Annotated in this window: 27 protein-coding genes; 26 read left to right on the forward strand and 1 reads right to left on the reverse strand. The window is 46.4% G+C overall.

The window, feature by feature from the left end; translation table 11 throughout:
- Position 1: 1 nt before the first annotated feature.
- From ACFQ2J_RS12975 to ACFQ2J_RS13065, 19 genes are all read left to right on the forward strand, one after another.
- Complete coding sequence (locus ACFQ2J_RS12975) at positions 2-868, forward strand: F0F1 ATP synthase subunit gamma (RefSeq protein ID WP_386061087.1); 867 nt, start codon at positions 2-4, stop codon at positions 866-868.
- Between the two features lie 41 nt (positions 869-909).
- The gene (atpD, locus tag ACFQ2J_RS12980; protein WP_386061089.1) at positions 910-2,322 is read left to right on the forward strand and encodes a F0F1 ATP synthase subunit beta; all 1,413 of its coding nucleotides are present in this window, start codon (positions 910-912) and stop codon (positions 2,320-2,322) included.
- Positions 2,323-2,459: 137 nt separating this feature from the next.
- Positions 2,460-2,858 (forward strand): F0F1 ATP synthase subunit epsilon, encoded by a 399-nt coding sequence (locus ACFQ2J_RS12985; RefSeq protein ID WP_386061092.1) that lies wholly within the window; start codon positions 2,460-2,462, stop codon positions 2,856-2,858.
- Between the two features lie 374 nt (positions 2,859-3,232).
- Complete coding sequence (locus ACFQ2J_RS12990) at positions 3,233-3,607, forward strand: NADH-quinone oxidoreductase subunit A (RefSeq protein ID WP_386061095.1); 375 nt, start codon at positions 3,233-3,235, stop codon at positions 3,605-3,607.
- On the forward strand, positions 3,598-4,116 hold the full coding sequence (locus tag ACFQ2J_RS12995; RefSeq protein WP_386061098.1) for a NuoB/complex I 20 kDa subunit family protein: 519 nt from the start codon (positions 3,598-3,600) through the stop codon (positions 4,114-4,116). Before ACFQ2J_RS12990 ends, ACFQ2J_RS12995 begins: the two co-directional genes overlap by 10 nt.
- A complete protein-coding gene (locus tag ACFQ2J_RS13000; RefSeq protein ID WP_386061101.1) occupies positions 4,113-4,901 on the forward strand; it encodes an NADH-quinone oxidoreductase subunit C in 789 nt (262 codons plus the stop codon). The genes ACFQ2J_RS12995 and ACFQ2J_RS13000 overlap by 4 nt, the downstream gene beginning before the upstream one ends.
- A gap of 5 nt (positions 4,902-4,906) precedes the next feature.
- Positions 4,907-6,007: an NADH-quinone oxidoreductase subunit D gene (locus ACFQ2J_RS13005; RefSeq protein WP_386061104.1), complete on the forward strand. Its 1,101-nt coding sequence runs from the start codon at positions 4,907-4,909 to the stop codon at positions 6,005-6,007.
- Entirely contained in the window at positions 6,007-7,029 is a 1,023-nt protein-coding gene (gene nuoH / locus ACFQ2J_RS13010; RefSeq protein ID WP_386061107.1) for an NADH-quinone oxidoreductase subunit NuoH, read from the forward strand. The genes ACFQ2J_RS13005 and nuoH overlap by 1 nt, the downstream gene beginning before the upstream one ends.
- A gap of 33 nt (positions 7,030-7,062) precedes the next feature.
- Positions 7,063-7,482, forward strand: a complete 420-nt coding sequence (gene nuoI / locus ACFQ2J_RS13015; protein ID WP_386061110.1) for an NADH-quinone oxidoreductase subunit NuoI — start codon at positions 7,063-7,065, stop codon at positions 7,480-7,482.
- Positions 7,479-7,994 carry an NADH-quinone oxidoreductase subunit J gene (locus ACFQ2J_RS13020; protein ID WP_386061112.1) on the forward strand — a complete coding sequence of 172 codons (516 nt, stop codon included), beginning with the start codon at positions 7,479-7,481 and terminating at the stop codon, positions 7,992-7,994. Before nuoI ends, ACFQ2J_RS13020 begins: the two co-directional genes overlap by 4 nt.
- The gene (nuoK, locus tag ACFQ2J_RS13025) at positions 7,991-8,305 is read left to right on the forward strand and encodes an NADH-quinone oxidoreductase subunit NuoK (RefSeq protein ID WP_386061115.1); all 315 of its coding nucleotides are present in this window, start codon (positions 7,991-7,993) and stop codon (positions 8,303-8,305) included. Before ACFQ2J_RS13020 ends, nuoK begins: the two co-directional genes overlap by 4 nt.
- 39 nt (positions 8,306-8,344) lie before the next feature.
- The gene (gene nuoL, locus ACFQ2J_RS13030) at positions 8,345-10,210 is read left to right on the forward strand and encodes an NADH-quinone oxidoreductase subunit L (RefSeq protein WP_386061118.1); all 1,866 of its coding nucleotides are present in this window, start codon (positions 8,345-8,347) and stop codon (positions 10,208-10,210) included.
- Positions 10,207-11,700 (forward strand): complex I subunit 4 family protein, encoded by a 1,494-nt coding sequence (locus ACFQ2J_RS13035; RefSeq protein WP_386061120.1) that lies wholly within the window; start codon positions 10,207-10,209, stop codon positions 11,698-11,700. The genes nuoL and ACFQ2J_RS13035 overlap by 4 nt, the downstream gene beginning before the upstream one ends.
- 4 nt (positions 11,701-11,704) lie before the next feature.
- A complete protein-coding gene (gene nuoN, locus ACFQ2J_RS13040; RefSeq protein ID WP_386061122.1) occupies positions 11,705-13,210 on the forward strand; it encodes an NADH-quinone oxidoreductase subunit NuoN in 1,506 nt (501 codons plus the stop codon).
- Between the two features lie 187 nt (positions 13,211-13,397).
- Positions 13,398-13,634, forward strand: coding sequence for a DUF1146 family protein (locus ACFQ2J_RS13045; RefSeq protein ID WP_386061124.1), 237 nt, complete (start codon positions 13,398-13,400; stop codon positions 13,632-13,634).
- A 92-nt stretch (positions 13,635-13,726) separates the two neighbouring features.
- On the forward strand, positions 13,727-14,449 hold the full coding sequence (locus tag ACFQ2J_RS13050) for a YwmB family TATA-box binding protein (RefSeq protein ID WP_386061127.1): 723 nt from the start codon (positions 13,727-13,729) through the stop codon (positions 14,447-14,449).
- A gap of 34 nt (positions 14,450-14,483) precedes the next feature.
- The gene (gene murA / locus ACFQ2J_RS13055) at positions 14,484-15,791 is read left to right on the forward strand and encodes a UDP-N-acetylglucosamine 1-carboxyvinyltransferase (RefSeq protein WP_386061130.1); all 1,308 of its coding nucleotides are present in this window, start codon (positions 14,484-14,486) and stop codon (positions 15,789-15,791) included.
- 305 nt (positions 15,792-16,096) lie between these two features.
- Positions 16,097-17,122 (forward strand): stage II sporulation protein D, encoded by a 1,026-nt coding sequence (gene spoIID, locus ACFQ2J_RS13060; protein WP_386061133.1) that lies wholly within the window; start codon positions 16,097-16,099, stop codon positions 17,120-17,122.
- A gap of 327 nt (positions 17,123-17,449) precedes the next feature.
- A complete protein-coding gene (locus ACFQ2J_RS13065) occupies positions 17,450-18,400 on the forward strand; it encodes a peptidoglycan DD-metalloendopeptidase family protein (RefSeq protein ID WP_386061136.1) in 951 nt (316 codons plus the stop codon).
- A 239-nt stretch (positions 18,401-18,639) separates the two neighbouring features.
- On the opposite strand, the gene ACFQ2J_RS13070 is transcribed toward ACFQ2J_RS13065, so the two are convergent.
- The gene (locus tag ACFQ2J_RS13070) at positions 18,640-19,719 is read right to left on the reverse strand and encodes a nitric oxide synthase oxygenase (RefSeq protein WP_386061139.1); all 1,080 of its coding nucleotides are present in this window, start codon (positions 19,717-19,719) and stop codon (positions 18,640-18,642) included.
- A gap of 316 nt (positions 19,720-20,035) precedes the next feature.
- On the opposite strand from ACFQ2J_RS13070, the gene spoIIID reads away from it, so the two are divergent.
- From spoIIID to ACFQ2J_RS13105, 7 genes are all read left to right on the forward strand, one after another.
- On the forward strand, positions 20,036-20,311 hold the full coding sequence (gene spoIIID / locus ACFQ2J_RS13075; protein ID WP_386061142.1) for a sporulation transcriptional regulator SpoIIID: 276 nt from the start codon (positions 20,036-20,038) through the stop codon (positions 20,309-20,311).
- 174 nt (positions 20,312-20,485) lie between these two features.
- Positions 20,486-21,487 carry a rod shape-determining protein gene (gene mreB / locus ACFQ2J_RS13080; protein ID WP_386061145.1) on the forward strand — a complete coding sequence of 334 codons (1,002 nt, stop codon included), beginning with the start codon at positions 20,486-20,488 and terminating at the stop codon, positions 21,485-21,487.
- 18 nt (positions 21,488-21,505) lie between these two features.
- Positions 21,506-22,330 carry a flagellar hook-basal body protein gene (locus ACFQ2J_RS13085; protein ID WP_386061148.1) on the forward strand — a complete coding sequence of 275 codons (825 nt, stop codon included), beginning with the start codon at positions 21,506-21,508 and terminating at the stop codon, positions 22,328-22,330.
- 13 nt (positions 22,331-22,343) lie between these two features.
- Positions 22,344-23,171, forward strand: coding sequence for a flagellar hook-basal body protein (locus ACFQ2J_RS13090; protein ID WP_386061151.1), 828 nt, complete (start codon positions 22,344-22,346; stop codon positions 23,169-23,171).
- Between the two features lie 25 nt (positions 23,172-23,196).
- Positions 23,197-23,523 (forward strand): DNA-directed RNA polymerase subunit beta, encoded by a 327-nt coding sequence (locus ACFQ2J_RS13095; protein ID WP_386061154.1) that lies wholly within the window; start codon positions 23,197-23,199, stop codon positions 23,521-23,523.
- 138 nt (positions 23,524-23,661) lie between these two features.
- Positions 23,662-24,987, forward strand: coding sequence for an FAD-dependent oxidoreductase (locus tag ACFQ2J_RS13100; protein ID WP_386061157.1), 1,326 nt, complete (start codon positions 23,662-23,664; stop codon positions 24,985-24,987).
- Positions 24,988-26,043, forward strand: coding sequence for a class I SAM-dependent methyltransferase (locus ACFQ2J_RS13105; protein WP_386061160.1), 1,056 nt, complete (start codon positions 24,988-24,990; stop codon positions 26,041-26,043).
- Positions 26,044-26,138: the final 95 nt, after the last annotated feature.

Below are 26,138 nucleotides of genomic sequence, written 5' to 3' on the forward strand. Positions count from 1 at the left end.
CGTGGCATCCCTTAGGGACATAAAAGGCCGGATTAATTCTACCAAGAAAACAAAGCAGATTACGAAAGCGATGGAAATGGTTTCTGCTTCCAAACTGAACCGAGCAGAACAAAATGCCAGATCTTTCGTGCCATATAGTGAAAAGATCCAGGAAGTTGTTGCGAGTATCGCATCAGGTGGCGGTAATTTAGAGCATCCGATGTTGAAATCCCGTGATGTGAAACGTACTGGTTACCTTGTCATCACTTCCGACCGTGGACTTGCAGGAGCATACAACAGTAGTGTTCTCCGTAACGTTTTCCAGACGATTAAAAAACGTCATTCATCCAAAGATGAATATACGTTGATTACAATCGGACGTGTGGGACGTGACTTTTTCAAGAAGCGTAACATGCCGGTCGATAAAGAAATCGTTGCATTGGCTGATCAACCGAACTTCGCTGATATCAAAGATATCGCGACGGAAACAGTTCAAATGTACACCGATGAAGTGATTGATGAACTTTATATCTATTACAACCACTATGTCAGTGCCATCACTCAAGAAGTGACGGAGAAGAAATTACTTCCACTGACTAATCTTGCGAGTGGGGTCAAAAAAGGTGCGACAAGCTCCTATGAATATGAGCCTAGCCAGGAAGAGATCCTGGAAGTCTTATTGCCTCAATACGCTGAAAGTTTAATATATGGTGCATTGCTCGATGGAAAGGCAAGTGAACATGCTGCCCGTATGACTGCGATGAAGAGTGCGACTGATAATGCAGAAGACCTTATCGGTGATCTATCGCTTAAATACAACAGGGCCCGTCAAGCAGCCATTACTCAGGAAATCACCGAGATTGTCGGTGGAGCAGCAGCTCTCGAATAGAACTGCATCCTGAATTGAAAAGTTAGTTAGGAGGGAAATCGATGAGTAAAGGACGCGTAATCCAAGTCATGGGGCCGGTTATCGACGTTGCGTTCGAAGATGGCCATCTCCCAGATATTTATAACGCTTTGCACGTTGCGTATGCAGCGAAAAGCGAAAATGAAAAAAGCGTCGACCTAACGTTGGAAGTTGCCCTTCATTTGGGTGACAACACGGTCCGTACCATCGCGATGTCATCTACAGATGGCGTTATGCGTGGAATGGATGTAGTCGATAAAGCTGAACCGATTTCTGTACCAGTCGGAGATGTGACACTAGGACGTGTGTTCAACGTACTAGGAGAAAATATTGATCTTGATGAACCAATTGCTGCGGGTGTACGTCGTGACCCAATTCACCGTCAAGCACCGACCTTCGAAAACCTTGCAACAGAGACTGAGATCCTTGAAACAGGAATCAAAGTCGTCGACTTGCTTGCCCCTTATGTAAAAGGTGGTAAAATCGGTTTGTTCGGTGGTGCCGGAGTTGGTAAAACGGTACTGATTCAGGAATTGATCAACAACATCGCACAGGAGCACGGAGGTATTTCCGTATTCGCTGGTGTTGGAGAGCGTACACGTGAAGGTAATGACCTTTATTTTGAAATGACTGATTCTGGAGTTATCAAGAAAACAGCAATGGTATTCGGTCAAATGAACGAGCCACCTGGTGCACGTATGCGTGTTGCCTTGTCTGGTCTGACTATGGCTGAGTATTTCCGTGATGAGCAAGGACAGGACGTACTGTTCTTCATCGATAACATCTTCCGTTTCACGCAAGGTGGTCTGGAGGTATCCGCACTTCTAGGACGTATGCCTTCTGCCGTTGGTTACCAGCCGACACTTGCTACTGAAATGGGACAATTGCAAGAGCGTATCACATCAACAGAAAAAGGTTCCGTAACTTCCATCCAGGCGATCTATGTACCTGCCGATGACTATACGGATCCGGCTCCAGCTACGACGTTCGCCCACTTGGATGCGACAACGAACCTGGAACGTAAACTATCAGAGCAAGGTATCTACCCGGCCGTGGATCCACTAGCGTCCACTTCCCGTGCCCTTGACCCTGAAGTAGTAGGAAACGAACACTATGAAGTGGCTCGTGAAGTACAACGTACACTACAGCGCTATAAGGAATTGCAGGATATCATCGCAATCCTTGGTATGGATGAATTGTCTGACGAAGATAAAATGACTGTTTCCCGTGCCCGCCGTATCCAGTTCTTCTTGTCTCAGAACTTCCACGTTGCCGAGCAGTTCACTGGTCAAAAAGGTTCTTATGTTCCTGTATCAGAGACTGTCAAAGGCTTCCGTGAAATTCTTGACGGCAAGTACGACGACCTTCCAGAGGATGCCTTCCGTCTAGTCGGACGTATCGAAGAAGTCGTTGAAAAAGCAAAACAAATGCAATAAGTTCATAAGGCATAAGCGTCCAACCTGGGGCAGAGCTTTCTCCTCCAGAAAGAACAACTGGGCGCTCGAACCAGCCATAATTAAGTGATGACCGAGATCCCTCTCGGTTCTTCACTATAGCCCAAGGAGGGGTAATCATGAAGACACTAACGGTGAGTGTTGTCACTCCTGATGGCCCGGTTTTGGAAGATGCATTTGAAATGGTTAGTGCGAAGGCAGAAAGCGGGGAGCTTGGAATTCTTCCAGGACACATCCCTATGGTGGCTCCTTTGACCATCAGCGCTGTACGTCTCAAGAAAGAAGGAAACTCAGAGCGGATAGCTGTCAGCGGAGGATTCTTGGAAGTCCGCCCTGATAAAGTGACGATTCTTGCACAGTCTGCAGAACTTCCTTCCGATATTGATATCGAACGTGCCCGTAAGGCGAAGGAGCGCGCTGAACGCCGCTTGCAATCCAAACAGGATGATACTGATTTCAAACGGGCTGAATATGCACTGAAACGTGCAATTAACCGTTTAGATGTATACGGGAAATAACCCAAAAGATGACTCGAACCCCGAGTCATCTTTTTTTGTGCATAAAGAGTGCATAAACGGGGACAGTCCCTCACCACAGCACCGCATCAACGCAAGTGGGGACAGTCCCTCAGCGCACCACCGCATTAACGCGTGGAGGGACTGTCCCCAAATATTGATAGCCACAAAAAATACACAAACATTTAGAAGGATTACATGCATTTGAATCGAATTCCTTACATAGATATAGATTTGCAGAAAGTTTTTCATCGTAGTGCGATAAAGGACAAGCTTCCACACATCCGTTCAACTCGTATCGACACTTCTGACAGGATTTGCTATAATGAAAGCGATTTAATTGTAAGAAAATTAAAAATAATAAAAGGGGGAAGGAAATGACGGATCTGTTTACATATCAGAATGGTTATCTCGTTGTCGTCGTATTCTTGTTCCTCGGCATCATGCTCCCGGTAGTTGCACTGACGGCTGGTCGTCTCCTTAGACCGAACCATCCGACAGCACAGAAAGCTACCACCTATGAAAGTGGGATCGATCCATTCCAGGATGCCCGGGTACAATTCAATGCAAGGTATTATATCTTTGCGCTGATGTTCGTCATCTTTGATGTGGAAACCGTATTCCTGTACCCATGGGCTGTAGCATATGAACAGCTCGGTGTATTCGCGTTGATCGAAATGCTCATTTTCGTTGTCATGCTTTTGATAGGACTCATCTATGCTTGGAAAAAGAAGGTGCTACAATGGATTTGAACTTGGAGAAAGTTTCAGCCGCTGAAAGAGCAGAAATGGAACGGAATGTATTTTTCTCTACATTGGAACAGGTGAAAGGATGGGCAAGAAGCAATTCACTCTGGCCGATGACATTCGGTCTTGCCTGTTGTGCGATAGAAATGATGGGCGTCGGATCCTCCCACTACGATCTCGACCGCTTCGGATCCTTTTTCCGGACATCACCCCGACAGTCGGATGTCATGATTGTTTCCGGTACGGTGACCAAAAAGATGGCACCAGTCCTCAGAAGGTTATATGATCAAATGCCGGAACCGAAATGGGTGATCGCAATGGGATCCTGTGCAACCGCAGGAGGACCATATGTGAAATCCTATTCAGTCGTGAAAGGCGTGGACCAGGTAGTTCCAGTCGATGTATATATTCCAGGGTGTCCGCCAAACCCGGCAGCACTGATTTATGGAATCAACAAGCTACAGGAAAAAATCCGTTATGAAGCCAAAACAGGAAAGCGGGTGACGAACGGATGAGTGATAATAATAAGGAAGAAAGAGATCAACAACCCGAAGAAGAACAAGATTCAAACAAGCCTGAAGAAAAAGAATCGCCCAAGGTGGAATCAGACAGCTCTTCTGAAAAACTGAAGCAAGATCCCGAGCTGTCAGAGGAAAAACCAAAACGCAAAAAAGAACTAGCTTCAGAAGAAACATCTGACGATGAAAAAGCAGAAGCAGTAGCCAAGGCGAAAGCAAAAGCGGCTGCAGCTGCAAAAGAGAAAGGTGCAGCAAGAAAGAAACGTGTGAAAAAAGAAGAGGAAGAAAAACCGCTTCCACCATCGAAGAATCAACCACTCTTAGACAAATATGTCGCCATCATCAAAGAGTTTTTAGGTGAGGCAGCCATCCAAGAACACTACATCAATCGACTCTCCAAAGAAGTACCTACTATTGTGGCGAAACCGGACAACTACTTCAACATTGCTGAATTACTCCGTTTCAATGATCAGCTCGGTTTCGAATATCTATCCGAACTTCACGGTACAGACTTCCAGACGCATATGGAATTATATGTTCATTTATTCTCATTCAAATACAAACAGCCAATTGCATTAAAAGTGAAACTCGACCGCGAGCATCCGGTTATCCCATCCCTCGTACCGATATGGGAGGGGGCCAACTGGCCGGAGTGCGAAGCTTACGATCTGTTAGGGATCCAATTCACTGGACACCCGCAACTAAAACGAATACTACTCGGGGAAGAATGGGTCGGATACCCATTACGCAAAGATTATGAACCCCACGATGTGGAGGTGTAGGAATCATGATCCGTACAGAAGAAATGCTGTTGAACGTTGGTCCGCAGCACCCAAGTACCCACGGGGTTTTCCGCCTGGTCATCAAAGTTGACGGAGAAACGATCAAGGAAGCTACACCTGTTATCGGCTATCTCCATCGTGGCACAGAAAAACTTGCAGAAGATCTCCAATACACGCAGATCATTCCGTACACTGACAGAATGGATTACATATCAGCGATGACGAACAACTACGTCCTTGTTCATGCGGTAGAAACGATGATGGGGATCGAAATTCCCGATCGAGCCGAATATTTGCGCGTGTTGGCAATGGAACTGGGACGGGTAGCCAGCCACCTTGTCTGGTTTGGTACATATTTATTGGATATTGGTGCTGTCAGTCCATTTTTATATGCGTTCAGGGAACGAGAACTGATCATCAACTTGCTGAATGAACTATCCGGTGCCCGTCTTACGTTCAATTACATGCGCGTCGGTGGAGTGAAATGGGATGCACCAGAGGGTTGGATTGAAAAAGTAGAGGAATTCGTTCCTTATATGAGAAAGCAACTCGAAGGGTACCATGAGCTTGTCAGTGGAAATGAAATCTTCACGAATCGAGTGAAAGGAATCGGTCGTTACACACAGGAGGATGCGATCAATTATTCGCTTAGTGGAGCGAACCTTCGCTGCACGGGAATCGAGTGGGACTTGAGGAAACATGAGCCGTATTCCGTTTACGACCGCTTTGATTTCGATGTCATCACAAGACAGGATGGAGACGCCTGGGCACGTTACCAATGCCGGATGGCGGAAATCGAAGAGTCATTGAAGATCATCGAACAGGCAGTCCAACAGATTCCCGATGATGGAAAGTTCATGGGAAAGGCCCCACGGATCATCAAAGTACCGAAAGGAGAAGGGTTCGTCCGAATCGAGTCCCCCCGCGGGGAAATCGGCTGTTACATTGCCAGTGAAGGAAAGAAAGAACCTTACCGTCTCAAGTTTCGCCGGCCTTCTTTCTATAACCTTCAGATTCTACCAAAGCTGTTAAAGGGAGAAAACATGGCGAATCTGATCACTATTCTAGGAGGCGTCGATATCGTTCTCGGGGAGGTTGATGGCTGATGACATGGGTCGAAGGAGTATTCCAATCACAGCCTGGATGGTCGAATCTGGCAATCTTCCTCAGTATGGGACTTGGCATGCTATCAATTGCGCTTGGATTTGTAACGTTCGCCATCCTTGCTGAGCGTAAGGTGATGGGGTATATGCAGCTAAGACATGGACCGAACCGGGTAGGTGGCCGTTTCGGGCTGTTACAATCCGTAGCGGATATTCTGAAGCTGTTGATCAAAGAGGACACACGCCCGAAACTCGCAGATAAACCTTTGTTCATTCTCGCGCCGGTCATTGCATATACACCTGCATTCATGGTACTTGCCGTCATTCCATTTACAGAAGCATTCCGGTTTTCCGATATCGGAGTCGGGCTGCTTTACTATATTGCGATTTCCGGAATCTCCACACTCGGTATCGTCACCGCCGGGTGGGCGTCGAATAATAAATATGCACTGATGGGCGGGATGCGGTCGGCAGCTCAGATGATCTCCTATGAAATACCACTTGTCATGTCGGTCATCGGAGTCATCCTGTTTGCAGGCAGCCTGAACCTCTACGACATCGTCCAGGCACAGGAAAACATCGCTTATCTGTTTTTGCAGCCGGTAGCGTTCGTCGTATTCCTGATTGCAGGAACAGCAGAACTTAATCGTACACCATTCGACCTTCCGGAAGCGGAATCAGAACTCGTAGCAGGCTATCACGTCGAATATTCCGGCTTCCGATGGGCGTTCTTCATGCTTTCTGAATACGTCTATCTTTTCGGAATGTCTGCACTGATCACGGTACTTTTCCTAGGCGGGTGGAACGCCCCGATCCCAGGTATCGGATTGAATGAACTAGGCCTTGGCGCCATTTGGTTCACGATGAAGTTCATCATCATCCTTTTCCTGTTCATGTGGATGCGGATCACGTTCCCAAGGCTTCGAGCCGATCAATTGATGGAGTTCGGATGGAAAATATTGCTGCCGATAGCATTGGCAAATATCTTTTTAAGCGCGATCATCAAGACACTATTTTTCAGCTAGAGTGAAATCCCAATACAAAAGGGGGCTGAACAGATGCTCGGATTAGTGAAAGGTCTGAAATATACACTGAAGAATATGACGAAGGAAAAAATGACCTACCAATATCCAGAGGAATCGATTCCGATGCCCGACCGCTTCAGAGGCATCCAGAAATTCTATCCGGAAAAATGCATCGTCTGCAATCAGTGTGCCAATATTTGTCCGACTGATTGCATCGATCTTACAGGAAAGAAACACCCTGATCCCGATAAAAAAGGGAAGATCATTGATACGTATGATATCAATTTCGAAATTTGCATCCTCTGCGACTTATGTACAGAGGTCTGTCCTACGGAAGCAATTGTCATGACGAACAATTTCGAACTGGCAGAGTACTCCAGAGATGAGTTATTCAAAAACCTCGAATGGCTGGATGAAAATGACCAGAACATCAGAAAGGAGAATAAAGTATGAGTGGTGAACTGCTCGCCTTTCTGATTTTAGCGATGCTTGCGATCCTCGGTGGAATTCTGATGATCAACCTGACGAAAGTCATCCACATGCTGCTCTCGCTCGTACTGACTTTCCTTTCCATTGCAGGAATCTACGTCCTGCTGTCAGCAGAGTTCGTCGCAGCAGTCCAAGTGCTGATTTACTCCGGTGCCATCACTATCATCATGATTTTCGGAATCATGCTCACCCGACACAATGATGAGCAGCGGGAGAAGATCAATCCAATCCGCAATCTGGCTGTGGGCATCGGGATCATTCTTTTTTTCGTCGCAATGTATGTCCCAATTAACTCGATGAGCTTCGGCGAGCAGGCGACTGATCTGCATGTCGAAAACACGAAGCAGATCGGGGAAGCGCTCTATACGAAATACGTCATCCCTTTCGAACTGATGTCAGTGGTGTTACTTGTAGCACTAGTAGGCGCCATCATTTTGGCGAAAAAGGATGACGCTCAGGAGGCGGAAGAAAAATGAGCGCCGTACCTTTGAACGTTTATCTGTTGTTGGCATTGATCCTGTTCTGTATCGGGTTGTACGGAGCCCTTACAAAAAGGAATGTCATCATCGTACTTATTTCCATTGAATTGATGCTGAACGCAGTCAATATCAACCTGGTCGCCTTCAGTAAATATGGATTGAATCCGAATATCACCGGACAGATCTTTTCTTTATTCACGATAACTGTGGCTGCAGCGGAAGCGGCTGTGGGATTGGCGATTGTAATCGCACTCTATCGTAATCGTTCAACCGTTCAAGTCGATGAGATGAACACGATGAAGCATTAATCAACGAAAGGATTCCGCACAGAGGGGAGTGGTTGTGTTTTGCTACAAATGACTTGGTTGATTCCGTTATTCCCATTGATTTCATTCATTTTGCTGGTTTTCCTCAGAAAAAAGGGACAAGCCATTGCGAGTACAATCGGAATCGCGATGACTGGAATTTCTTTCGTTCTATCATTCATCGTCCTGATCGCACAGATAAACGAGGGAACCGCAGGGGAAACTGTCCCATGGCTTACGATCGGAGATGTATCCTTTGCAGTTGGGTATTTAGTGAATCCATTGAATGCCTTAATGCTTGTTATCGTTTCATTGGTCAGTTTCCTTGTACATATCTACTCAAAAGGCTATATGCACGATGATCAACGGTTAACGACGTTTTACAGTTATTTAGGGCTGTTTACGTTCTCCATGCTTGCACTCGTCCTATCCCCAAACCTGCTTCAGCTTTATATTTTCTGGGAGCTGGTTGGGGTAGGATCCTTCCTGCTGATCGGCTTCTATTTTGGGAAAGAAGAAGCGAGAGCAGCGGCGAAAAAAGCATTCATCATGACCAGGATCGGGGATGTCGGCCTGTTGATCGGAATGATTCTATTATTCTGGCAAACTGGCACGCTCGAACTTGCTTCAATATTTCAGGCAGTGACAGGCGGGGAAGTGGAGGAAGGGATGCTTACCCTGATCGCACTATTGATTTTTGTAGGTGCGGTCGGTAAGTCAGGTCAATTTCCACTGCACACATGGCTGCCGGACGCAATGGAAGGTCCGACACCTGTTTCCGCTTTGATTCACGCAGCAACGATGGTCGCAGCTGGAGTCTATTTAGTAGCTACGATGTTCCCTGTGTTCCAGGCGAGCCCGGTGGCAATGACGGTAGTCGCAATCATAGGTGCCTTCACTGCCATTTTCGCGGCAACGATTGGTCTCGTGCAAACCGATATCAAGCGCGTACTTGCCTATTCGACGGTTTCCCAGCTCGGTTATATGATGCTTGCATTGGGAGCGGCAGGTTACGTCGCTGGAGTCTTCCACCTGATGACACATGCATTTTTCAAGGCATTGTTGTTCCTTGCAGCGGGCAGTGTCATTCATACAGTTCATAATCAGAACATCGAGCGCATGGGTGGGCTGTGGAAGAAGCTGAAGATAACAGGACCCGTATTTCTGATTGGAACATTGGCGATTAGCGGCTTCCCATTGTTCTCAGGATTTTTCAGTAAAGAGGAGATTTTACTTGCCGCCTGGTATGACGGAAGGTACATCATCTTTTTCCTTGCATTAGTGACTGCCTTTATGACATCAGTGTACATGTTCCGCTTATTCTTCATGGTATTCAGTGGCGAATCACGCTCAAGCCTTGGAAAAGTGAACGAGTCACCACTATCGATGACTGTACCGATGATAGTTCTAGCCTTCCTGGCTGTATTTTCAGGCTTCATCAACACGCCATGGTTCGGAACGTTCTTAGGTGATTGGTTAGTAGGGGAAAGTGCATTCCTTCCTTATGAACATCATGAAGGCCCAATATGGATCATGCTCGCAGCCACGGTTGTCGCCCTTGCAGGAATTGCTTTAGCCTATCTGATCTATCATAAAAAATCACTGCAACGTGATTTCCTGACGAGCTACATGCCACTTACGTATAAAACGGTCTACAATAAATATTTTGTTGATGAGTTCTATCAATACACAGTGAATTATAGCACCCGTGCAATCGGTTATCTCGGCAGCTTCATCGAGCGTTATATCGTTGAGGTGATTGTCGGTGTCGTTGCGGGACTGGTTAAAACAGCAAGTTCACTAGGGTCCAGACTACAAAGCGGCCAAGTACAGATGTACGGTGCTGTAGCTTTCATCGGATTAGCTTTACTAGTATTCATTCTAGTTGTGTCAGGGGGGTATCTATGATGGGATGGTTGACTTTACTCGTATTCTCCCCATTGATCGGCATGCTTCTTCTGGCAATGACGCCGACAAACAACACTCGGATACTTAATATCGCAGCGGTATCCAGTACGGTACTGCCGTTGATCCTTTCGTTTCTCGTCTATGCGCAGTTCCAGGGAGGGGCTGAACTTGGCGTCTCGAGTGATTGGATCAGCTTCGGGCAGGGGCAGCTGCAATTCCTGGTCGATTTTGAGCTTGGTGTCGGAGGGTTTTCGGTCATATTGATCCTGCTGACGACAATCATCTCGACATTGGCTGCAGTTGCGGCTACGTATCAGATCCAACATTCTCAAAAGGCATTTTTCCTTTGGTTTCTTTTGCTCGAAATGGGAATGCTCGGTGTGTTCTCTGCTGAGAACCTGGTACTATTCTTCATCTTCTTCGAAATTACCTTAGTGCCGATGTTTTTCCTAATTGGAAGATGGGGCTATGTGGAGCGGGAAAATGCGGCTTACAGCTTCCTGATCTATAACGGATTAGGATCGGCGGTACTCTTATTAGTAATTGTAGCGTTATTCGCAAAGACAGGTACAACCAACATTGATGCCCTTAAAGAGATCATGAGCAGTGATTTTCAGAATGCAGGCGCTATAAGTGAAGAGTTCAGGTTTGGGGCATTGCTTGCACTTCTCGTCGCTTTCGGAGTGAAGCTTCCTATTGTACCGCTGCATACATGGATGCTGAAAGTCCACGTCCATGCACCGCCGGCTGTGGTTATGATCCATGCTGGAATCCTGCTGAAAATCGGGGCTTACGGCCTGATCAATTTCGGCATCGGGATGTTTGGAGAACAGTTCGAACAGATTGCACCGTTCATCGCTGTTCTGGGATTGATCAACCTGTTGTACGGAGCGTTCCTCGCTTTTGTCCAAACAGAGTTGAAAAGCGTGTTCGCCTATTCAAGTGTCTCCCATATGGGGATCGTCCTGCTTGGGCTTGCTGCAATGAATGAAGCTGGTATCCAGGGAGCGATGTTCCAAACAATCTCTCATGGGTTAATTGCAGCATTGCTGTTTTTCCTTGTTGGAATCATCTACGCAAGAACAAGAACGACGCGGTTGTCACAGCTTGGCGGTTTGGCCCATGGCATGCCGATCACTGCAGGTTTGCTGCTTGCGGCAGCGATGGCTTCGCTTGGGCTGCCAGGGATGAGCGGGTTCGTATCTGAATTTATGGCATTCCTCGGTTTATTCGAAACGATGCCGATTCTGGCTGCCATCGGTACGCTCGGTATCATATTGACAGCTGTCTACTTGCTCAGAGCGGTTCTTAGTGTAACCTTCGGAGCTGCAAGGCAGACTGCGGATATGAAAATGGATATCCATTATAAAGAATTGCTGCCTGCAGTCACACTGTTGGCTCTGATCATTCTGATAGGGATCTACCCAGGCGTGATGACAGCTACAATTAAATTTTCCATTGAAACCATCATGATCGGGTTAGGGGGGTGAGAGGATGGATATGGAAACGTTACTCAGCTTTGACTGGGGAATGATGGCACCTGAATTCACCATCCTGATTGTCGCGACATTCCTTTCCTTGCTGGATCTCTTCGGTAAAAAAGAATGGAACAGGACGCACTTTGGTTGGATCGGGATTGGTGGTATCATCCTCGCGCTCGTCTTCCTTTTCTTGCAAACGGGACATGAGCCGGAAATGATCTTGAACAATACGTACCGCCTCGATGCTTTCTCACTAAGCTTTAAATGGATCCTGCTCTTAGGAGTATTGTTCGTGCTCCTGATGGGAATGAGTTATGGAAGTGATAAGGAAATCCAATATCGAGGAGAGTTCTACTATCTGTTGCTCACCGCTCTATTAGGAGCAATGATGATGGCGAGCAGTGCAGACTTGATTACACTATTTGTCGGCTTGGAACTATTGACGATTTCCTCCTATATATTAGCAGGTATTCAGAAGCGATCTGCCAAATCGAATGAAGCTGCAATGAAGTACATTATCAACGGGGGGATATCGACAGCATTTACGTTATTCGGTTTCAGTTACATCTATGGTTTGACAGGGAGCACGAATCTTGCAGTTATTGCCCAGGAAATATCGAACATTTCCGCGGGAAATGGACAATCTTTGCTGGCAATCGCGTTCATTATTTCCTTTGTCGGGCTCGCTTTTAAAATCGCTACCGCTCCATTTCACATGTGGGCACCGGATGTATATGAAGGATCACCTACTCCTGTCACCGCTTTTCTAAGTGTCGTATCAAAGACGGCAGGGTTCGTCATCATCCTTCGAATCTTCCTTTCCATCTTCCTTTTCGCGGAAGGAAGGGAGCCGGATGAACTGTTCATCCAGTCGATGATGATTTTCATAAGCGTGCTGGCAGCGATTACGATGATCACCGGAAACGTGATAGCGTTGAAACAAAGGAATATGAAGCGGCTGTTTGCCTACTCAAGCATTGCTCATGCAGGCTACCTGCTCGTTCCGTTCCTGGCTTTATCCCCGATGCTGTTCGAGAGCATCTGGTTTTATCTCGTAGCCTACTTATTGATGAATCTTGGAGCATTCGCTATCATCCAGGTAATGATAGCATCGGATCAATCCGAGGATATGAATATCTTTACTGGATTGTTCTATCGAAAACCTTCGCTTGCCGTCCTGATGACAATTTTCTTATTGTCACTTGCAGGCATACCAGGTACGGCAGGGTTCATAGGAAAGCTGAACATTTTTCTCAGTGCATTATTCGCCGACCCTTCCAGGTATGTCATCGCAGCAATCATGTTAGGGACAACGGTCATATCTTACGTCTATTACTTCGGCATCATGGTGCAGATGTTTTTCCGTCCTTCCCAGAGCGCTGCTTCGATTCGGTTCCCGGTAGGGGTGACGATCACGATTGTCGTCTGTGCGATTGGGACAGTGCTTCTCGGAATCTTGCCTGAACTCATATTGGGATTGTTCCAGGAAAACTTCAATTTAGATGAAATGTTTTATTGATCCTTTATATCCTGTCTGATCGGTTTGTGCCGATTGGCAGGATTTTTTTATATAGAAGTGTTTACTGGAATTGAAATTAAGGTATGTACCCTGTAAGGATATCCTGCAGGTTGACAATTTCTGTTGTGCGTGGCATGTTGGATGAGGATTTGTCCACGTCAAAAGAAATTGAAGAGGTGTTAATCAAATGTTTGATCAATTTTACGCGCAGCAAGCACTCATAAGTATGGTTTCACATCTTATCTTTATCATCATTACCTGGAAGGTCCTGCAATCCGTCAAACTGGATGCATGGATCCGGAAGGGTCACGTTTTCGAAGTGCGCGTATTGATGATTTTCCTTACGATAACGATCGGTACGAGTGTCAGCCGGTTTTTCCTGGAATTTCTGCAATGGTCCCAGCAGCTGATCCATTTATTCTAGTTGTCAGATGATGTAGAAATTTAACCAGTATGAAGTCGCCTTTCCCTGGAGACAATGAAACTATCAATCTACCAGGGAAAGGGACGTTATCAATGAAAAACATGTTGATTGCACTTATTATCATATTAATCTATGGAACAATGGTTGAAACTTATGCGATGGAACATGAAACGAACGACACACTTCCTATGTCCCATATCGCGGATGCGATGGAAAAGCAATCCCTGGAGATGGACGAATGGAAAGTGATGCTGAAGGAAAGTTTTCCTAGTGGCGAGTTGAAATTATGGAAGAAACAAGCTGAAATAGCACTTCCTGATGGAGAATGGACGAACACTGAAGATTCCACATCAAAAAAGTTTATTCGACAAAACCATCACAAAGATAATGGCATGTCCGAAACGTTTAGTATCATCGTGCCAAAAGACGCAAGCCTTAGTGCTGAAGCAATCTACACGCTTGATGGTGTAAAATGGAATGCAGATGCTGAAAAATTTGTTTCGACAACGATCCAAACGAAAAAAAGTCGGATTTTCTCTGAAAATGTCGCAATTTTCTCTTGTATGAAGACCTCTATTGATGGTACGATAGATGATGTTTTAGTATATCAAAATTTAGAAGACCTACTCAATATAGAAACGATCGAGCATATAAGTGAAAACGACTTTACCAGCATCTCCGGCTATACGGAATTATGGGAAGAATCCATTCCGCTTCTGGACCGTCCGATGAACATCCAATTCGGCGTCAGGGAAGGTTTGGGCACAGGGACAATCATAACGATTGGCACACCCATAATTACTGCTGAATACTAATAATAATGAATATAGACGCGGAGGAGAATGAGCCTTGGAAAAAATCATCGTCCGTGGTGGGAGGCAGCTGAATGGCACAGTCAAGGTTGAAGGTGCAAAGAATGCCGTACTGCCTGTCATCGCAGCAAGTATAATTGCAAGCGAAGGAAAAAGTGTACTACACGAAGTACCATCATTAGCAGATGTGTATACGATTAACGAAGTATTACGATATATGAATGCAGAAGTTGATTTCAAAGATAACACTGTCACAGTGGATGCTTCGAAAGAACTTACGACAGAAGCGCCGTTCGAGTACGTACGCAAAATGCGTGCATCTGTGCTCGTGCTGGGACCGCTTTTGGCCCGGTATGGCCATGCTAAGGTTGCCATGCCAGGTGGATGTGCCATCGGCTCCCGCCCAATCGATCAACACCTGAAAGGGTTTGAAGCGATGGGTGCAGACGTAACTGTAGGAAATGGATATGTCGAGGTCCGTACAGAAGGCCGTCTGAAAGGTGCAAAAGTCTATTTTGATGTACCGAGTGTCGGTGCTACTGAAAACGTCATGATGGCTGCAGCACTTGCAGAAGGTAAAACTGTATTGGAAAACTGTGCAAAAGAACCTGAAATCGTCGATTTGGCTAATTTCCTTAATAAAATGGGTGCCCACATCGTTGGTGCAGGTACAGAGACGATCCGTATCACAGGTGTAGAGAAACTTACTGGAACAACGCATACTATCATCCCAGACCGTGTAGAAGCAGGTACATTTATGGTAGCTGCAGCTATTACGAAAGGGAATGTCCTTGTCAAAGGTGCATTGACGGAGCATTTGCGCTCAGTCGTATCTAAAATGGAAGAAATGGGCGTTACCATTAAAGAAGAAGCCGAAGGTCTGCGTGTCATCGGTCCTGAGGAACTGAAAGCTACCGACATCAAGACGATGCCTCACCCAGGATTCCCGACGGATATGCAATCACAGATGATGGCATTGATGCTGGCTGCTCAAGGAACAAGTGTCATTACAGAGACTGTCTTCGAAAATCGTTTCATGCACGTGGAAGAATTCCGTCGCATGAATGCGAAGATGAAAATCGAAGGACGCAGTGTCATCATGGAAGGTCCATCTGACTTACAAGGTGCAGAAGTTGCCGCTACTGACCTACGTGCAGGTGCAGCATTGATTCTTGCTGGACTGATCGCTGACGGTTATACGCGAGTTACTGAGTTGAAGCACTTGGATCGCGGATATGTTGACTTTGCTGATAAGCTTGCCAAACTTGGTGCAGATATTGAACGAATCAACGACAATCCAAAAGTTGAACAAACAGAAGCAGAAAAGATCGAAGCGACATCATAATATATGATAAAACATGCTTGCCCTTGCTGGTCCATTCCAGTATTGGGCAAGCTTTTTTTATTGAGATTATGTGTTCCGGCGCCTAATTTAACAAATATCGCGACTTATTATACAAATGGCAGCACTTTTTATACAAAAGGGAAGAGTTATTATACAAATGAACGCCCGTATGATACAAAACTTCCTAGTTATTCAACAATGTATAAATCTCAGCTCATTGAATCCATTTTAAGGTTCTACTAACCCCTCCTCTTGTATAGATATTTAGTAGAGACTCTATTAAAGTTCTAGCAGGAGGGCGATGGATGAAAAGATGGAAGGGACCTGGATTCATTGTAGTTGCAGCATTGTTATTGATGATACTTATACTCCCCACACTGATTGTCGTACCATTCATTAACTCTGGAGAGACCGGAGAAGCACGAGTGACACCTGAGAAGGAAAAAGAGCCGATGCTTACTACGATACCGGAAGATCTCTCCCCATTCACCGTAAATGTATTACGGTCGAAGACGAACCAAGTGGAAGAAGTTCCACTCGAAGAATATGTCGCCAGAGTAGTAGCGTCGGAAATGCCGGCTGAATTCGAAGTCGAGGCACTGAAAGCACAGGCACTTGCAGCAAGGACCTATATCGTCAAACATATGACAAACGGCGAAAAGGTATCCGGTCAAGCGGATGTAACGGATACGATCCAGCACCAGGTGTATAAGGACAACAACGAACTCAGGCAGCAGTGGAGCGCGGACTATATGGAAAAGATGAACAAGATTAATACGGCGGTCATCGACACCGCAGGAAAAATCATCACTTATGAAAGCCAGCCGATTTTTGCAGCATTTTTCTCAACAAGTAACGGGTACACAGAAAACTCTGAAGACTACTGGGAGAATGCCCTGCCATATTTGACGAGTGTGGAAAGTCCTTGGGATCAGGAATCACCGAAGTATATGGATCAGAAAGTCATTCCGATCGCAGACGCAGAAGCGAAACTCGGCGTGAAGTTTCCACCTAATGTGTCGGAAATCAAAATGACCAAGACGGAAAGTCACCGTGTCGACAACATCAGTATCAATGGAAAAACATTCAGCGGCAGAGACATTCGGGAAAAACTGGACCTCCGCTCAAGCGACTTCACCGTCGGTCAGAAGGATGGCCACCTGATTTTTACGACAAAGGGTTACGGCCACGGAATCGGCATGAGCCAATACGGTGCAAATGGCATGGCGAAAGCTGGGAAGAATTACGAGGAAATCGTGCAGCATTACTATAAAGGAGCAAAAGTAACGGAAATGAACCAGTTCACCGCGCTGGCTTCGACGAAAAATTAAAAAGAAGCAGGACGAAATCATTTTTGATCTCGTCCTGTTTTTATTTTTAGATATGTACCATTGTGAAATTACATAAAGGATCAGTGAAATGGCGAGACTCCCGCGGGAAAAGAAGCTAGTCAAGACCCCACAAGGCGCCAGCCTGAGGAGACTTTCCAGGTTCCCCGCAGGAAAGCGAGTCGTTTCCCTGAACCGCTCACACACACATGGTATGGAACGCATACTTCTGAATAATAATCGTTTCCAACGGAATACTAAGAAATTTTTTCCTCTCGATGTATAAGTTCTGATTTTTTTGCTCACAATGGTTTCTGAGGTGATGAACAAATGAGAGAGGAAGAAAAAAACAGCGTCACAAAAATGAAGTTCCGACGCTTATTCCGCAAAAAATGGGTTTACCCAGCAATCTATCTTTCTGTTGCTGCATTGGTTTTGGCTGGAGTACTTTGGTATCAGCAGGGCGCAAATGATGTCACAGATCTTGCTGACGAGCCGAATAGTGAAGTGAACGACGAATTCGTTGACGGAACGCTCGACGGTGAAGATTCTGTACCTGTCATGGATCATCAGGAAAATGTAGAAATGCCGGTTGCTGATAGCGACAATGCTACCATCGTAACAAAATTCTATGACCACCAAGGTTCTGATGAAGACCAGGAAAATGCACTTGTATTGTATGAAAATAGGTATTACCAAAGTACAGGTGTGGATATCACGAAAAATGATGAAGCATTCGATGTAACAGCTGCACTAAGTGGTACTGTAACAGAAGTCAAAGAAGATCCGCTTTATGGAAATGTTGTACAAATCGCTCATGGTGAAGATGTTGCAACTGTCTATGCTAGTCTAGGTGAGATTCAAGTAGAAGCTGGTGCTGAAGTCAAGCAAGGTGATGTCATTGGTACTGCTGGCCAGAACGTTTTCGGACAAGCAAGTGGTGTCCACGTACACTTCGAACTACGTAAAGACGGGGAAGCAGTGAATCCAGAAGCATTCTTCGGAAAGCCATTGAGTGAACTCGATGCTGCTACTGAAGAAGAAGAGCAGCCAGGCGAAGAACAGCCGGATGGCGAACAGTCTGGTGAAGAACAACAGAATGATCAAGTCTCAGAACAGGAAAATGCAGACCATCCTGGTGAGCCGGACGAAGGAGAAACTCCTTACGAAACGGACGCTCCGGATGAAGATGTTGAAGAAGGAACTGAACAGCCTGAAGGTGACGAAGAAGAAGCACCTTCCGATGATGCAGAATCTTCAAGTTCTATGACAAGAGCATAAGCTCATAAGAAAAAGTCGTGCATTCGTTGCACGACTTTTTTGTTTCCGTTACTGAAATAAAATTAATGTGGAGTGGAATACGACTCGCTTTCCGCGGGCTTCCGTTGAGCCTCCTCGGACTGTCGTCCTGTGGGGTCTCACCTGGTACGCTCCTCCCGCAGGAGTCTCGCCGTTTCCCACTCCACATTACCTAACTTGTCTAACGGAAACATAAAAGTAGTAATACATACTTTTCCTTATTATTCATATGGCTTGTCTTGATAAAAATAGTTTGGGGAATGCATGGTGTGCTCATAGTCCTTGTGGAATATATGCGTTGTCGCTGGCGATACTGGAGGAATCAGCCACGTCCAGTCTCCGGTAATCTCTCTACCAGCGTTTTTCTCGCGTTTCTCGAACGTCTGGAACTGCTGTGCGGCAGTATGATGGTCCACAATCGTTACACCTGCTTGCTTGAACGAATGAAGCACTGCTGTATTCAATTCTACCAATGCCCGATCCTTCCAGAGATCTGATGCCTTCGCATCCCCTAGCCCCATCTTCTCCGCAATCAGTGGGAGATAATCATACCGCGCTTCATCTGCAAGATTCCTCGCGCCTATCTCTGTCCCCATATACCAGCCATTGAACGGAGCGGCTGTGTAATGGATGCCGCCAATTTCAAGTTCCATGTCAGAGATGATCGGAACGCTATACCATTTCATCTCAAGTTGTTCCCACCAGTCGTAGAGAGGGTGAGAGAGCGAAACTTCCGCCACTAGATTATCAGGGATTTCATATAGCACCGGTGCTTGCTCATCCAGTTGAAAGACAAGCGGCAGCACATCATGCTTACCTCCTCGGCCTGTCCAACCGAGCTCCTGACACTTTTTCGTAAATTCCACCGAATGAGGATCACCGACTACATCACCGTCTACCTCATAACCTGCATAGCGAATGAGTTGATGATTCCACATCCGCAGCTGGTCCTTCTCTGATTGGTGAGGTTTGAATATCGTAATCGTAGGACGGATCTGCCCTCCGTTCGTTGCATGATCGATATGATGGAAAAGTGCATCCCTGATTGCTTCCGGGTTCTGAGCATCGCGCTCGTCGAACACGTGCAGCATATTCCAGAACAGTCTGCCGATGCAGCGGTTGCTGTTCCGCCATGCCATTTTTGCACCGTGGGTCAGTTCTTCATAGGTGTGCACGTAGGTGCCTGTCTGTTCGATTTCTTTTTCAACTGCTTCAAGTCGAGTTTTCAAGTTATATTCATCCACGTTCATTTCTTTTCCGTACTGAAGAAGAAATGCTTCCGCTTTTTCAAACAAACTCATGGAGATACCTCCTGCTGTCCAAATCTACATTCACTATACAACAGATCGATTTCGGATGGAAATCTGGACAAGCAGTTGGGATGCTGGAATCGTCGGACATGCTCTTTACTTCACAAGTCCGACCGTTTTCATACATAATCCTTCTTCGGCACTAATATGATTAAATTAACCGAAGAATCGGTATCATCCGAGGTGAATGACATGTTCCTATAAGTCAATGGCTCCCGTCGACAGCTTTCTTCAAAAACACCATAGAACCCGCTACCAACTTGTCTCGAATGGCACCTTGGATAGTCAACCTTAGGAGGCGAGTGATGTGCATGACTACATCAAAGAGAGGACTATCAAGATAGGGGAATACATCGTGGAAACGAAGAAAACGGTTCGTGTGATCGCAAAGGAGTTTGGAGTGTCGAAAAGTACGGTTCACAAAGATTTGACTGAACGTTTGCCAGAATTGAATCCGGAGATGGCCTTCCAGGTAAAGAAAATCCTCGAGCACCACAAGGAAATCCGTCACTTACGAGGCGGTGAAGCCACGAAACGAAAGTACCAGATGAAACTGCAGAAGGATGAACAACAGCCGGTATAACCTCAGCCCGCATGACAAGATCCTCCCTTTTTTGCATAAATACCTCGATTATTGGAAAGTTTTTTCATATAGCGTGCGACGATTGTCGTAATTTTGTGATAGAATATATAATTAGATGTATTTATGCTTACATGAGAAAAGTCTTTGTTTAGAAATAGGGAGGATCTACCTGTTATGTTTTCAAGAGACATAGGAATTGACTTAGGAACTGCTAATGTTTTAATACATGTGAAAGGCAAAGGAATCGTACTGGATGAGCCTTCTGTCGTAGCTATGGACCGCAATACCGGAAAAGTCCTGGAGGTTGGAGATGAAGCACGCCGTATGGTGGGCCGTACGCCAGGCAACATCGAAGCGATCCGTCCATTGAAAGATGGCGTCATCGCTGATTTCGATGTGACTGAAGCGATGCTGAAGCATTTCATCGATAAAATTAATGTGCGGGGATTCTTGTCCAAGCCGCGCATGCTGATCTGCTGCCCGACGAACATCACGAAAGTCGAGCAAAAAGCGATCAGGGAAGCAGCGGAGAAATCCGGTGGGAAGAAAGTGTACTTAGAAGAAGAGCCGAAAGTCGCAGCGATCGGTGCCGGAATGGATATTTTCCAGCCGAGCGGTAACATGGTCGTTGACATCGGTGGAGGAACGACAGATGTCGCTGTCCTTTCGATGGGGGATATCGTAACGGCATCATCCATCAAAATGGCAGGTGACCGTTTTGATAATGATATTCTTCAATACATCAAAAAAGAATATAAATTGCTAATCGGTGAGCGTACAGCGGAAGACATCAAAGTCAGCGTCGCTACCGTATTCCCGGGTAGCCGCAACGAAGAGATCGATATTCGTGGACGTGACATGGTATCCGGACTGCCGCGTACGATTACAGTCAACTCTACTGAAATCGAAGCAGCACTTCATGAGTCGGTCATGGTGATTGTACAAGCTGCCAAATCTGTTCTTGAGCGCACGCCGCCTGAACTATCTGCAGACATCATCGACCGCGGAGTAATCATGACCGGTGGTGGTGCACTGCTGCATGGCATCGATCAATTGCTTGCGGAAGAATTGAAAGTTCCAGTACTTATTGCTGAAGAGCCGATGCACTGTGTCGCACGTGGGACAGGCATCATGCTCGAGAACATCGATAAGATTGCTAAAAACAAAATCGTCTAATACAAAGGAGTGCTCCCCTTGCTAAGAGGATACTATACCGCTGCTTCCGGCATGTTAGCCCAGCAGCGTCGCCAAGAAGCATTATCGAATAACATGTCGAATGCCTACACACCTGGTTACAAGGCTGACCAGGGTGTTATGCGTGCATTTCCTGAATTGTTGATCGAACGAATCGAAGCGAAAAAGATTCCTGTTAGTGAGGGGCTGCGCGTCCCTCTTCAAACAACGGTAGGCTCATTGAACACAGGTGTCTACATGCAGGAAGCGGTTCCTGATTTCGCTCAGGGTGATATCCAGGAAACGGGTGTGGCGACGGATATGGCACTTGTGAATGGTACGATGCCGGACGAAAATGGCACGTTATTTTTCACGACGGAAAACGAAGCAGGAGAAGTCCGGTTCACTCGTGACGGTAACTTCACTGTCGATGGCGAAGGGTTTCTCGTGACAGGTAATGGCAATTACATATTGAATCAGGATGGACAGCCGATCCAGACGAATGGCATTGAATTCAATGTCACCGACGATGGCCTGGTACAGCTTGATGAAGCGGATATTCCGCTTGGAATCGCATATGCGGCGAACGCAAACGACATGGTGAAAGAAGGCAACGGACTCTTCCGACTTGCTGATGAAGGACAAGCATTGGTCAATGCGAGAAATGCAGATGGGGTGGAATTTTCTATCCGTCAGAAATTCCTTGAACGATCCAATGTCGATCCGACAACGACGATGACGGAAATGATGAATACATATCGAAGTTTTGAAATGAATCAGCGTGTCTTGAAGGCATATGACCAAAGCATGGATAAAGCGGTCAATGAAATCGGAAGGCTGACATAAGGGAGGGGAAACGATGTCCAGATCGATGATCCAGGCAGCAGTTACGATGGGTCAGCTGCAGCAGAAGCTTGATGTGATCGGAAACAATCTATCAAACTCGAATACACCTGGGTACAAAGCAAAGCAGGCGGATTTCGCCTCACTCTTGTTCCAGCAGATCGACAACCTGAATGATGAAGAAAATCAGACAGGACGGATTACACCAGATGGCGTCAGAATCGGTTCAGGTGCCAAGCTTTCCCATATCGATATCGACTTGAGTAAAGGCACATTGCAGCGCACGGATCGTGCCCTCGATGCTGCACTTCTCCAGGATAATCACCTTTTCCAAGTGCAGATCCCTACGGAAGATGGCACGGAAACCCGTTATACACGGGCTGGGAATTTCTATCTTAGTGAGCTTGGTGACGGACGTTTACAATTGACGAATGGGAGCGGCTATCCTATCATTGGTGAAGATGGTCCGATCCTGTTCGAAGAAGGCTTCGATGGGATTGCAATTCAGGAGGATGGAAGCATCCTAGTTGAAAGAAATGGACAGGAAACAGAGGAAGGACGCCTGGCAACAGTCGAGGCAGCCCAGCCGAGGATGCTCGAATCCGCGGGCGGCTCAACATTCCGTTTACCTGACCTTGAAGCATTGGGTCTTACACCTGAACAAATTATTGTTGACGTTGAAGAAAATGACGTACAACTTCAGAGCGGAAGTCTCGAAACTTCTAATGTAGATGTATCCAAGCAAATGTCAGAAATGCTGATGGCACAACGCGCTTATCAATTCAACGGACGGTCGATTTCGATCGGCGATCAGATGATGGGGCTTGTAAACCAGCTGAGATAAACGAACCATAAGGAGTTAGACAGTCATGACTACCAATCCTACCCAGGAAAAAAAGACGACACGAAAACAGCATAAAGCCTCTTCACAAGCGAAAGAAACAAGTACTGGGACGAAAAAAGAGCTCAGACAGGCGAAGAAGGCAGAGAAAAAACAGCGTAAAAAGCAAAAGATCAAAGCAAGACGGGTCATTCCGATCTGGCTGCGAGTCATTTTGGTACTACTTTTCTGTGCTGCCGCATTGCTGGGTGGTCTAATGGTAGGGTATGGCATCATCGGTGACGGAAAACCAATGGATGCACTGGAATGGGAGACATGGCAGCATATCATCGATATCGTTAAAAAATCTGAATGAACATAGAAGATAAACCGGACAGCCGAGTGCTGTCCGGTTTTTTTACGTTTTAAAGGGCTGTCGAGCCTGTTGGGAAGTTTCTCTGGGGACTTTTTGTGGAATTGTAAAGGACAGACAATCAATGAGGAGGGGAAACGAGTGGACACAGAAGTTTTCATTGCCGGCGGAGGTGTCGGTGGGTTGGCGCTGGCGGTCAAACTTGCCAGCGAAGGCGTCCATGTGACGATTGCCGAGCAGCTGAAAAAAGTATCCCCTCTATACAAAGGTGAATTGTTACAGCCGAAAACACTCGCGATCTTAGAGGAACTCGATGTACTGGAAGAGGTGCTTGCGAACGGCAACAAGATCGAACATCTTGAATTTCAGGAAGTGATTCCCCACCAGGATCGTGAGCCGGAGGAAATCGGAAATACGCAATTGAGCTATCACCGGCTTGCAGGCGACTATGATTATGCGCTGATGGTGCCTCACGAAACGATCAAGCGAGTGCTACGCGATAAAGGAAAGGAATACGATGATTATTTTCATTACCTTCCATCGACCCGTTTTCTAGGGTTTGTTGATGGGGAGGCCGCGTTGAAACAGGATGGGGAAGAGCGTACGCTTCGAGCTGAGGTATACGTCGGTGCCGAAGGTCGAAGTTCACCGACACGCCGTCAGATGGAAGTGGACCTGAAGCGGAAGGACTACAACCATCATTTTCTGACCGTGACGTTCCCGCGTCCGGAAGATTTCACCCACGGAAAAATCGTTACAGCTAAGGAGAAATTTCTCGGACTTTTTCCGCTGCCGGATAATGAAGTGAGAACGGTGCTGATGATAAAAGCCGGAACATATAAGACGATGAAGGAGCAAGGAATTGAACGCGTACATGAAGCGTATGAACTGCTTGAGCCTCGGCTGGCAGAACATGTGCGTACGATTCAGAATTGGAAGCCGATTCAGTTGATGATCCCCTATACGTACCATGTCGATCATTACGTCAAGGATAATATGGCACTGATCGGCGATGCCGCCCATACAGTTCACCCCATGGCCGGTGAAGGGATGAACCTGGCGATCCAGGATGCAGCAGTGCTTGGTGACTTGCTGACATGGTGTAAACAGCAAGGGAAGAATTACAGCGAATATTTACCCGAATATGAAAAAGTGCGTAGGCCACGGGTCGAGTTTTTATTGAAGTTGAGTCATCTATCCGCACTGGTCTACTCTGTCCAATATAGCTGGTGGAGAGACTTCCGTACGAAGGCAGTCCAGAAGTTCTATGATGATGACAAGCTTTATGTAAAACAGATGCTGAACATATCGGGGCTTGGAAGATGGGATTTCAATTTGATCGACCGAGCAGTTCAAGGCGGATTTTTACCGACGAGATCGAAACGAATCTCAGACGGAGAGCAGCTTAAGAAAATGTTCAGGAAATCCGACGATTATCCGTGGAAGTACAAGGAAGGTGGGCACTAGATGAAGAATGAATGGAAAAATGCGATGCAGGCGAGAAAGTGGATGAAAAAAAATGAATCATTTTTGTACCCATGGCATGCCTATATCGGCTCCGAATTGAAACTGTTTGATGAATTCAAGGAGCCGGCTACAATCGAGGAAGTCGCTGTGCGAGGCAGTTACCCTGAAGACCTTTTGCATGCGTGGGTGAATGTCGGAGTTGCTCTGAAGCATTTGAAAAAAGAAAAAGACGGAACGTTCCGCACCTCCCAGAAACGGTGCAGTGCATTGATGGGAGAGGATGCTTCACCGGGTGTGCAGGCTTTATTGAAGGAAATGATGGAGCTGCATATCCCGACGCTACTTTCCTACCCGACGTTCATGCAGTCGGAGCAGCGGGCTTCTTTTGATCACGAACGCTTCGGTGGAATCGTTGCGGAAACTTCTGCACTGCTTGAGCATTTCGCGATTCGGAAAATCAGGCGGAAGGTCCGCGAAGCGAATGTGAAGACGATTGTCGACCTTGGCTGTGGGCATGGTGGGTACTTGAGGAAGCTCGCCGACCACTTTCCCGACATCAAGATGATCGGTGTCGATATTAATGAGAGCGTGATTGATAATGCCCGTTATCATTCTGAAGATTACTCGAATGTGAGCTTTGAAGTCGGGGACATCACTTCATGGAAGCCGGAAGAAGAGGATGTGGATATGATCCTTCTCCATAATATTTTCCATTATATCAATCCGATTGAGCGAGCAGAGCTGCTTAATCATTTGGGAACGTATCTCCGAGAAGGTGGCATGATTTCAGTGATTACACCGATCAATGAGACGGAGTTCGGTGAAGCATTCTCGTCTGCATTCAACAGCTTCTTCGTCGCTCACGAGAATTTGTTTGCCCTACCGACGCAAAAGGACCTCGATCTCGTCTGTGAAGAAGGTAAATTCAAGCTGACCGATCTTGACCCAATCATAAAAGAGGGCTCCTGGTACACATTCTGGCTCAGCCCCAAGCAGAAGCTGACCACCTCCCATGAGAGCGGATCTGCAGAGATTGAAAAACAAGTACAAACATGAGAAAAGGGTGAAAGGATCACATGATCCTTTCACCCTTTAACGTATTGAGGGACTGTCCCCACACCCTTCACCGCGGTGAAGGGTGTGGGGACAAG

It is taken from the genome of Thalassobacillus hwangdonensis, from assembly GCF_042675915.1.
Classification (GTDB): Bacteria; Bacillota; Bacilli; order Bacillales; family Halobacillaceae; genus Thalassobacillus_A; species Thalassobacillus_A hwangdonensis.